The sequence below is a fragment of the Prevotella sp. CAG:255 genome (assembly GCF_000431195.1).
GTDB classification, from domain to species: Bacteria; Bacteroidota; Bacteroidia; order Bacteroidales; family Bacteroidaceae; genus Prevotella; species Prevotella rara.
This window is the reverse complement of sequence record NZ_HF986762.1, coordinates 40,496-49,833: the sequence shown is the minus strand read 5'-3', so window position 1 is coordinate 49,833 and position 9,338 is coordinate 40,496. Positions and strand designations below refer to the sequence as shown.

General features: G+C 49.0%; 8 protein-coding genes and 1 tRNA gene. All 9 read right to left on the bottom strand.

Annotated elements, in window-relative coordinates:
• Nucleotides 1-306: 306 nt before the first annotated feature.
• The 9 genes from QVO66_RS00895 to rlmN all read right to left on the bottom strand — a co-directional run bounded on the left by QVO66_RS00895 (nt 307) and on the right by rlmN (nt 8,837).
• A tRNA-His gene (locus QVO66_RS00895) sits at nt 307-382 on the bottom strand.
• 91 nt (nt 383-473) lie between these two features.
• Nucleotides 474-887: a preprotein translocase subunit SecG gene (secG, locus tag QVO66_RS00890; RefSeq protein ID WP_021853484.1), complete on the bottom strand. Its 414-nt coding sequence runs from the start codon at nt 885-887 to the stop codon at nt 474-476.
• A gap of 6 nt (nt 888-893) precedes the next feature.
• A complete protein-coding gene (locus tag QVO66_RS00885) occupies nt 894-1,652 on the bottom strand; it encodes a tetratricopeptide repeat protein (protein ID WP_125105318.1) in 759 nt (252 codons plus the stop codon).
• Nucleotides 1,653-1,670: 18 nt separating this feature from the next.
• Nucleotides 1,671-2,186 (bottom strand): LptE family protein, encoded by a 516-nt coding sequence (locus tag QVO66_RS00880; RefSeq protein ID WP_053399317.1) that lies wholly within the window; start codon nt 2,184-2,186, stop codon nt 1,671-1,673.
• A gap of 74 nt (nt 2,187-2,260) precedes the next feature.
• Nucleotides 2,261-3,493: a sigma-54 interaction domain-containing protein gene (locus QVO66_RS00875; RefSeq protein WP_021853481.1), complete on the bottom strand. Its 1,233-nt coding sequence runs from the start codon at nt 3,491-3,493 to the stop codon at nt 2,261-2,263.
• Nucleotides 3,494-4,301: 808 nt separating this feature from the next.
• On the bottom strand, nt 4,302-5,336 hold the full coding sequence (locus QVO66_RS00870; protein ID WP_021853480.1) for a lysylphosphatidylglycerol synthase transmembrane domain-containing protein: 1,035 nt from the start codon (nt 5,334-5,336) through the stop codon (nt 4,302-4,304).
• Nucleotides 5,337-5,618: 282 nt separating this feature from the next.
• Nucleotides 5,619-6,755 (bottom strand): 4-hydroxythreonine-4-phosphate dehydrogenase PdxA, encoded by a 1,137-nt coding sequence (gene pdxA / locus QVO66_RS00865; protein WP_021853479.1) that lies wholly within the window; start codon nt 6,753-6,755, stop codon nt 5,619-5,621.
• A gap of 43 nt (nt 6,756-6,798) precedes the next feature.
• The gene (locus QVO66_RS00860) at nt 6,799-7,803 is read right to left on the bottom strand and encodes a DUF4837 family protein (RefSeq protein ID WP_021853478.1); all 1,005 of its coding nucleotides are present in this window, start codon (nt 7,801-7,803) and stop codon (nt 6,799-6,801) included.
• Nucleotides 7,800-8,837: a 23S rRNA (adenine(2503)-C(2))-methyltransferase RlmN gene (rlmN, locus tag QVO66_RS00855; RefSeq protein ID WP_021853477.1), complete on the bottom strand. Its 1,038-nt coding sequence runs from the start codon at nt 8,835-8,837 to the stop codon at nt 7,800-7,802. The genes QVO66_RS00860 and rlmN overlap by 4 nt, the downstream gene beginning before the upstream one ends.
• Nucleotides 8,838-9,338 lie beyond the last annotated feature (501 nt).

The following is a 9,338-nucleotide window of genomic DNA, read 5'->3' as shown; positions in this document are numbered from 1 at the left end:
GAGTAATGAAAAATCTAATGCTAAGTTTGCATTAAAGATATAAGGTGAAGTCAAACAGGAAGTAATCAGATTGCAAATCTTTATACTCAATTCCGGCGGAGCACAGATCCGCCGGCACATTAGCAAACGTAGTGCTTATGCAACGTGGTTTTGCTTAATCCAATTATGAAATCCAGTTCTGTGTTTGCTAATTGTGGAACGTGGTTCAGCGCAGCTAATTATGAAATGTCGTTCGGTTTAATCCAATTATGAATTACTTCAACCTCTAATAACAAAAAACGGAACTCCGTTTAGGAATTCCGTTTTGGGTGGAGGGTGGGGCTCGAACCCACGACATTCAGAACCACAATCTGACGCTCTAACCAACTGAACTACATCCACCGTGTTAGTTGCTTAATGTCTTAAAGCGAGTGCAAAGGTACGGGATTTATTTTAAACTACCAAATAAATCCCGTATTTTTTTTGCTTTTTGTTTAATTTGCCGGTGTTTTAGGAGCCTGAGGCGCTGCAGGAGCTGCTTTTTGGTCAGCTTTCTGAGCATTGTTACCAGCCTTAGCCGGAGCTGCCTTCTGTGTCTGGCTAGCGCCAAATCCGGGAAGGTTTGTCGGGTTAGTCTGCTGCTGTTCTGTTGCAGCCTTCTCGATAACACTCTCAGATGTTGTTGCCTTAGGAGCAACATAAGCGCATACAACGCTGAGAACAACCATGGCTATTGCAAGTCCCCATGTTGTTTTCTCAATGAAATCAGTGGTCTTGCGCACACCCATGATCTGGTTTGATGATGAGAAGTTTGACGCAAGTCCTCCTCCTTTAGACTCCTGGATCAGCACGATGCCTATCATGAGCAGTGCTGCCAGCACGATTAAGATTACGAATAATGTATACATTTTCTTTTATTTATATTTATTATTTATTATCAGTTTTTCCAAAAATCGGATTTGGTCTGCAAAGTAAGCATTTTTTTTTGGATAATTCAAATTTAAACGCTTAATAATTTCCAATGCCTTTGAATATCGGCCTTGTTTTATGTAAATTTGCGCCAAAGTCTCGGTAAAATAGTTCTCGTCGCCCTCTTTTTTGTCGTTGTCCTCTATTTCAGGCACATACTCGGGCTCGTCCTTCAGTTCTATTTTTCCGTTCTCGTTGTTGATGAAGTTGTCTATGAGGTCTTGTCCCTTCATGACGGGCTGCTGTGTGTCGTCTGTGTCGCCTTCAGTATCAAGCAGATAGGCCACATAGTCGATGGCAGCGTCGGCAGGTGTGGGCTTGCGCTTCTTTTTGCGCTCCTTGTTTTCCTCTTCCTTCTTGTCTTCGGGTATGGTGTCGAGAAACTGCTCTATGAGCGATATGGTTCTGTTGCCGCCTTCGGCCTCTTTTTTATTGTCTTTCTCAGTCTTCTTCTCCTGCTGTGTGGTGCGCAGCTTGTAGTGTGCAGCCTCCACGAGATTGAACACCACCTTGCGGTCGGTGATGTAGACGGCAGAGCGGCGCAGCTCCTCGTCGAACGAAGGGTCGTGAAGAAGATACAGGTTTTGCAGTAACAGCAAACGGGCCGGCTGGTAATAGGGATACAGAGCAAGGAGGGAACGCAAGTCGTAGAGCGTTTCCTTGTCCATCTGTTCCGGATGCCTTATTAGCTGCTCGAGGTCTATGTTCATATGGTCTGCTTGTTACCAGTTTGCTACTGTAGCGTTGAATATCTGATCTGTGATGTCTTCAACCATCTGTGTTACGAGTTCTTCCTGAACAGAGTTGAGCGACTGTGTAGTCTCGAATGTAGACGTGGCAGTGAACTGCTTTTCGAAGTCCTCGCTGTGGTTGGCATTGTTGGTAAACCTTACGTTCACCGTCATCGACAGCTCTGCCTGTGCCGATGTACCTTCAGCCGTTACGGCCTTGTTGCGCTGCGAATATTGCGTTATTTCGCCTTCAATCTTCATGTCGCCGTTGCGCTTTACCTGAATGAGGCGTGTGTGGTTGGCGAACACGTCCTTAAGCTGGTTGTTGAAGATGCTGGCCATAGGAGCCCATACGTAGCTTGAGCGGATGGGGAAGTCGGCTATCTGTATTGTCTTGGTCTTGGTGTAGTCGATACTTGCTCCGTTGAACTTATATGACACGCTGCATGACACCAGCAGTAGCATCATGACGGTTAATAGTGCTGTCTTTATATGATTGATTCGCATAAGTTGTTTGTTGCCGCTTTGTAAATGTTTGTTGCTTAATATGAGCTTCTTGTCATATCGTTGGCCGTAGGACATTATTTCTCCAGTCCGTACTGCTTTATTCTTCTGTATAATGTTCTGTCGGAAATGCCAAGTTCCTGAGCCGCCTTCTTGCGGTTGCCGCCATTGCGTTCAAGAGCCTTTTCAACCATCTGACGTCCTATGTCTTCAAGATTAAGACTTTCGGGCTCAGATATCTCTTCAGCCACGGCGTCTTGTACGGTCGGTGCCGCTGTGCGTGCGGGTGAGCTGATGGTTGCCGACGGCTGGTCTGTAATGATAGACGGCAGGTTAGAGGCTGACGTGTCTACCGTGGCGCTGCGTGCAGCGTCGAGCTGTTTGCGCAGACTGTTCATGTCGCGGCGCAGGTCGCTTACGTTGCCGCGTAGCTCATAAAGAATCTTATATAAAATCTCGCGTTCGCTCTCGTAAGAGTGGCTTCCGGGCGAGCTTATCGTTGCCAGCTGTGTGCTCTCGGCGTCCTCAGGGATGAACTTGTGTATTGCCTCGCCGCTTATTTCGCGTTCCTGACTTAACACGGACATCTGTTCTGTGATGTTCTTCAGTTGTCTTACGTTGCCGGGCCACTTATATTTAAGCATTATATATTTGGCCTCGTCAGAAAGGGTTATTTTGGGCAGATGATATTTCTCGGCCATCTGCATGGCAAAGAGGCGGAACAGCAGCAGAATGTCTTCGCCGCGGTCGCGCAGCGGCGGTATCTGTATTGGAATGGTGTTGAGCCTGTAATACAGATCTTCGCGGAAACGGCCTTCGCTGATGGCCTTGCGCATGTTGACGTTGGTGGCAGCGACAATTCTGACGTCTGTCTTCATTATCTTCTGTCCTCCCACGCGTATGTATTCGCCTGTTTCGAGAACGCGGAGCAGTCGTGCCTGTGTGGCCATTGGCAGCTCGCCAACCTCGTCGAGGAATATTGTGCCCTTGTTGGCAACGCCGAAGTAGCCTTCGCTTTCGCCGATGGCGCCGGTGAATGAGCCTTTCTCATGGCCGAACAGTTCGCTGTCTATCGTGCCTTCGGGGATAGATCCGCAGTTGATGGCAAAATATTTCTCGCGGCGTCGCGGAGAGTTGTCGTGTATTATACGTGGAATAATCTCTTTACCCACACCGCTTTCGCCGATTATGAGTACAGAGAGATCTGTCGGTGCGACCTGCATGGCCACATCGATGGCGCGGTTTAATCCGTCGCAGTTGCCGACGATATTATAACGCTGTTTTACTTTCTGTAATTCAGAAGTGTTCATTTATTCTGCAAAGTTACATAATTTATTTTATATAACACCGATGCATTGCATTTTTAATGTAATTTTAGTTATATCACGTGTTTTGAGGGGGATTGTCGGTAGTTAGAGTAGTTAAAGGAGTTATAGTAGTTATCGCTCACTAAGGTGAGCTAGGAGTTAGAGTCATATGCCTTGTTGATTCTTTTCAATGTAATACAATTGACAATAATCGGTGAAGTACACGCACTACGTTCGCTATTGTGCTTGCTTTCGGATTAGCTTAACTCACTTATTTTACGAAAATGATAATCAACAGGGCTAATGTGCCGGCGGATCTGCGCTCCGCCGGAATTTAATATAAGGATTTTTCAATCCGATTACTTCCTATGTGGCATTACATCATAACTCCGGAATTGATTATAAAGATTTGCAATCTGATTACTTCCTATTTGACATCGCCTTATATTTTTAATGCAAAATTATCATTGGATTTTTCATTATTCACTTCGTAAATCAGCGGTGTTTTTAGCGGATCAGGAAATTAGCTGCGCTGACCTTCGGTTCTTATATTTAATTCCGGCAGATTAATTCTATTGATTGTCGGCTGCACTCGGCATAACCAAATATAATTTGCTTCTGCTCTCACTTGCACGACAATTGCAGATCCGCCGGCACATTAGTCTTGTTGATTATTATCGATCGTAACACATTGAAAAAATCCACAAGGCATATGACTTTAACTACTATAACTACTTTAACTACTCTAACTCCAAATGATAATACCCAACAAAGCAATTGGATTTTTCGCTCTTCACTTTTCGTTTTTCACTTAAAAAGCCGGGCTATTGTTGCTTGATTTCTCGCTTACGGCTTCTCCTGTGTTCTTCTTCTCGAGCTTTATTAAAAGCAGTCCTATTGCGGTCCAGATGAGTTCGCGGATGCGCACTATAAGGGCTACGAAGATGCCGGCACTGGCAGACATGGCGAGACTGGCGGTGGACATGATGAAGCCGCCCTCACGGCCGCCGAGCTGAAGGGGAATGAAGAACAGAAGGTTGGCGAAAAGACTGGTGAAGGCCAGGATAAGCACGCATGGGGCAAAGCTGACATCTGGTGTGAGGACGCGCAGTACAAAAAGAATCTCGAATGCAGAAAGGAAGCGGCAGACAAGCTCTAGCATTACGGCAGAGACAAACGACTTCTTGTTCTGACGGTGAAGTGCCGCAATCTGGCGGTCGATGGTGTCGAGCTGTTCCTTATGCTTGTCGATAAAGTTGCGCGAGCGTTTCTTTATGCCCGGGATGTGCTTTATCAGGTTCATTATCCTTACGGCCATGCCCTTCTGATAGCCTTTGATGAAGAACCATACGCCGAGGATGCAGAATGCGCCTGAGAGCGCAAGGACAATGCCCGTTACGAAGTTTGCCTTCTCGGTGAGCAGAAAGAGCAGGATGGAGAGCAGCCAGAACAGAAAATGGCTGAATATGTGGGTCATGGCATAAAGTATGACCGACGACGAGGCACGCTCTGTGCCTATCTTAGGCGACAAGGACATCACGCGGTAAGGCTCGCCGCCCATGAGTCCGCCGGGCGTGGCGTAGTTGAGGGCAAAGCCCGAAACGGTAATCTTGTAGAGCCACCAGAAGTTGATCTTGGGCTTCTCGTCAGAGCCGCTCCTTATTATAATATACCATGTGGCGGTATTGAATATATACAGAAAGGCCCATAAGGCCACAACGGCGAAAAACCAGTAGCCGGCATGCTGAAGGCCGTCCCACACCTGTTTGAAGTCGAGTTGTGTTATCATGATGATGAGCACAACTATTCCGAACACAAAAAATGCGTTCTGATATTTCTTTTTCATATTTAATCTTTTATATTGCCCGCCAGGCATTTCATCGCACTGTGTAATCAGACGATGCGGTTTATTATAAGTGAGTTTATGTTAAGCACGGCCATGCCGGAGCGCAGCCGGATGCCTGTCCTTGCGTCTGCAGCCTGTCTTTCTGTCGTCATAAAGGCGATGCCGTCGCCTTTATGACTTATTTTTGCAGATTTTCGGGGCTGGTCATCTGTTTGTCAGTGTCCATGCTCTGCGCTAAAGTCAAGCTGCCAGCCATGCCGAATCAAGATGTCTCACCTGAAGTTATTCCTCTTTGGCGTTTTTGTCGTCGCCGCTATTGTCCTGTTCCTTAAACTTGTTTATAGAGAATCGTGCCTTCTCGCTGTCGTCACGCTTCTCGTGATAGAGCTTCTTCAGCGGATTGCTGAAAGGCTCGTCATATTCGATGCGGTTGCGGAAGACGTCGAGTGCGAGGTATATGGCATTTCTGAAAGAGCTTTCGTCTGCCATGTTCTTGCCTGCAATGTCGTAAGCCGTGCCGTGGTCGGGCGATGTGCGCACGATAGGCAGTCCGGCTGTGAAGTTGACGCCGTTGCCGAGGTCGAGACACTTGAACGGAGCCAGGCCCTGGTCGTGATACATTGCCAGTACGCCGTCGAATGCAGTGTAGCTCTCATGTCCGAAGAAGCCGTCGGCTGCGTATGGTCCGAAGGCACGTATGCCGTTGTCAGACAGCTCCTTGATGGCCGGTATGATAACCTCCTGCTCCTCGCGTCCCAGCAGTCCGTCGTCGCCTGCATGAGGATTGAGCGCCAGCACGGCGATGCGCGGGTTAGAGATTCGGAAGTCGCGTTTCAGCGAATTGTGGAATATCGTTGCCTTCTCTATGATGCTCTCTTTGGTTATAGCCGCAGCAACGTCTCTGATGGGGAGGTGTGTGGTTACAAGAGCCACGCGCAGCATGTCGTTGAGCAATATCATGAGAGCCTTGTCGCCATTGCCTGCACGCTCCTCGATATATTCGGTGTGGCCGCAGAAATGGAAGTCGTCGCTCTGTATGTTGTTCTTGTTGATAGGTGCCGTTACGAGCACGTCGAACAGTCCCTCCTTGTAGTCGGCCATTGCCTTTTCGAGAGCTGCGAGCGATGCCATGCCTGCCTCTTTAGACGGATTGCCAAGGTCAACCTTTATCTCCTGGTCGAAAGTGGTGAGCAGATTCACCTTGTTGTTGTGGGCTTCGGCAGCCGAGTTGATTATGGTGAAGTTGCCCTGAATGCCGAGAGCATTGCGGTGATAGGCTGCCACCTTGGGCGAGCCGTAGATGATAGGTGTGCATAATTCAAGCATGGCCGGCTCAGAGAATGTCTTGAATATTATTTCATACCCTATGCCGTTAGTATCTCCGTGCGTTATGGCAACGCGTAGTTTTCTGTTTTCCATATTCGTATATGTTTGTTATATCTGTTTCTTTCTTAACCTTATGTCAGTCGGGCTGCCGGCTGCCTTTACTGTTACTGCCGTTGGCGGCGTGCCTGCCTAGAGTGTATAGTGCAGCCTCGGCACTCCTTATCAGGTTGCGCTTGTTGGTGCCCGGCGCATAGACAAAAGCCTCTGCCACTATGATGCGGCTGTTGACTGAGTCGACTGTAGAGAGCGACACAAACGGTCCGCCCATGGCGTCGTTGCGCATCTCCCACAGTCCGCGGCTTATCATCACGGTGCATCCGTCTTCTGTTGCCCGTCCTGCCGTCACGCTTCCGGGAGTTGTCTGCATATACATGCCGTCGAGTTCGCCCGGTATGTTAAGTCTCATGACGCTGTCGCGCGCAGCCAGGGCACGGTGTGCGTCGAGAGTGGTGCCGCTGTATGAGTAGACGCAGATGTTTCGCATGCGGTCGGGCCTGTTGTCCGAAAGCCATATAAAGTTGCGTCCCGTCTTGCCCGCCTTCATTTCGGCAGGTATGCGCATGTTCCATCCGAACATACGCCTAATGCTGCTCTCGGCCTTGCGGTTGCTTCCGGCGCGCAGCGTTGATATTGCCGTGTTTATTTCTGCCCTTGTCAGCAGACTTGTGAGCCGGTGGCCAGCCTTTGCCATATATTGGCTGAGCTGTGATGCCGACGGTGTGTTGACATATACCACGAGCTGCGGTCTTGCCCATACGTTTTTCTCGTATCTTATGCGTGTCGACGTGAACACCGCCGGATTGACGGTTACTATTACTATGCAGCGCGCCAGCCGTGTGGTCTGGTTAAAGCGTGTGGTGTCTATCAGCGACACGTCGAACATCGGCTCGCGCTGTGGCAGCGAAGGCATGTCCTGCGTCAGGACGCTGTCTACTACGGCTGCGCAACGCCTGTCGGAAGCCACGAGCAGAACCTCGTAAGGCCGTCCGCCGCTCTTTGGCAACAGCGACTGCGGGCCGCCGCTGCATGAGCATAAGGCCACGATGGCCGTCAGGAGCAATAGCCGCAGACACTTTGTCACTTATCCTGACTCTCCTTCCTTGCCGTGCTGAGCAGTCCGCAGGCAGCATAGATGTCCTGTCCGCGACTTGCCCTTATTGTTGTGAACACGCCGTGAGACGTAAGATAGTCGCGCAGCTTCTCCATTGTGGCGTCGTCGGCTCCGTGGAGGTCAACGCCCGGTATCTGATGGAATCTTATGAGGTTGATGCGGCAGTCGAGCCCCCTGAGCAGGTGGATAATCTCCTTGGCGAACACCATGGAGTCGTTGAGTCCGCCGAAGACGATATATTCGAACGACAGGCGGCGCTGATGACTGAAGTCGTAGTTGCGCAGCAGTTCAACGACATCTGCGATAGGCATGCCCTTTTCGGCAGGCATGAGCATGGCGCGCTGCTCGTGGACAGGGGAGTGGAGGCTTATTGCCACATGACATTCGCTCTCTTCGATAAACCTTTTCAGCTTGTTCTTTACGCCTACGCTGCTCACCGTGATACGCTTGGGGCTCCATGCGTAGCCGTAGTCGGCTGTGAGAATCTCTGTAGCCCTGAGCACGTTGTCGAGGTTGTCCATAGGCTCGCCCTGGCCCATAAACACGATGTTTGTCAGCTTGTCGCGCTCAGGCAGCGAGTATATCTGATTAAGTATGTCGGTGGCTGTGAGGCTGCCCTCAAAGCCCTGCTTGCCGGTCTGGCAGAACAGGCAGTTCATCTTGCATCCCACCTGCGACGACACGCAAAGCGTGGCGCGGTCTTTGTCGGGTATGTAAACCGTCTCGACAAACTTACCGCTCTCTGTCGGGAACAGATATTTTATCGTTCCGTCAACAGACTTCTGGCAGTCGGCCGGCGGCAGGCATCCTATGCGGTAGTGCTGTTTCAGCTTTTCGCGGTTAGCTTTCGAGATGTTCAGCATGTCGTCGATTGAGCTTACGTGCTGAGTATATAGCCATTTGGCCATCTGAGCCCCTGCAAAAGCCGGCATGCCCATGGCTTTGGCAACATCTTTAAGTTCGTTAAGTGTTAATCCCAATAACGGTGTAGTGCTTTGTTCCATCTCAAAAATTCTTTGTTTACGGCCGACAAAGTTAGCTAAAAAAAGTGAGATAATCGGGATGTTTAATGTTTTTTCTTTATTATAAATGTGTTGCCATATCGTTGCATGCCGGCGTTATGCAGGCCTTCGGTATGCGGAAACGCGAAGGGTACGGCTGAGTTTTGGCTGTAATGCCGGCGGTTGGCAATGTATATATAGGGTTTGATGGTGTAATGTTTTATGGTTAATGTAGGTTAAATCGGTATGGTTTTATTTAACTTAAAAAGTTTGAAAGTAGCATTATTCCTAAACGGAGTAAAGTTTCCGGCGAGAAATGCCCGTTTTATGCCGTTATTTGCAAGATGCTGACAGTCAGATAGGTATGCAAAATTGATGCTTGGGATAGCTTGTGCGGCAGTGTTTTTACGGCTTCTTTTGTATCCATTTTGTGTCCTTTTAGCCTCTGATTAAGGCGGTTTTGGACACCAATAGGTATCAAACGGCTATGCAAAAGGCGGTCTT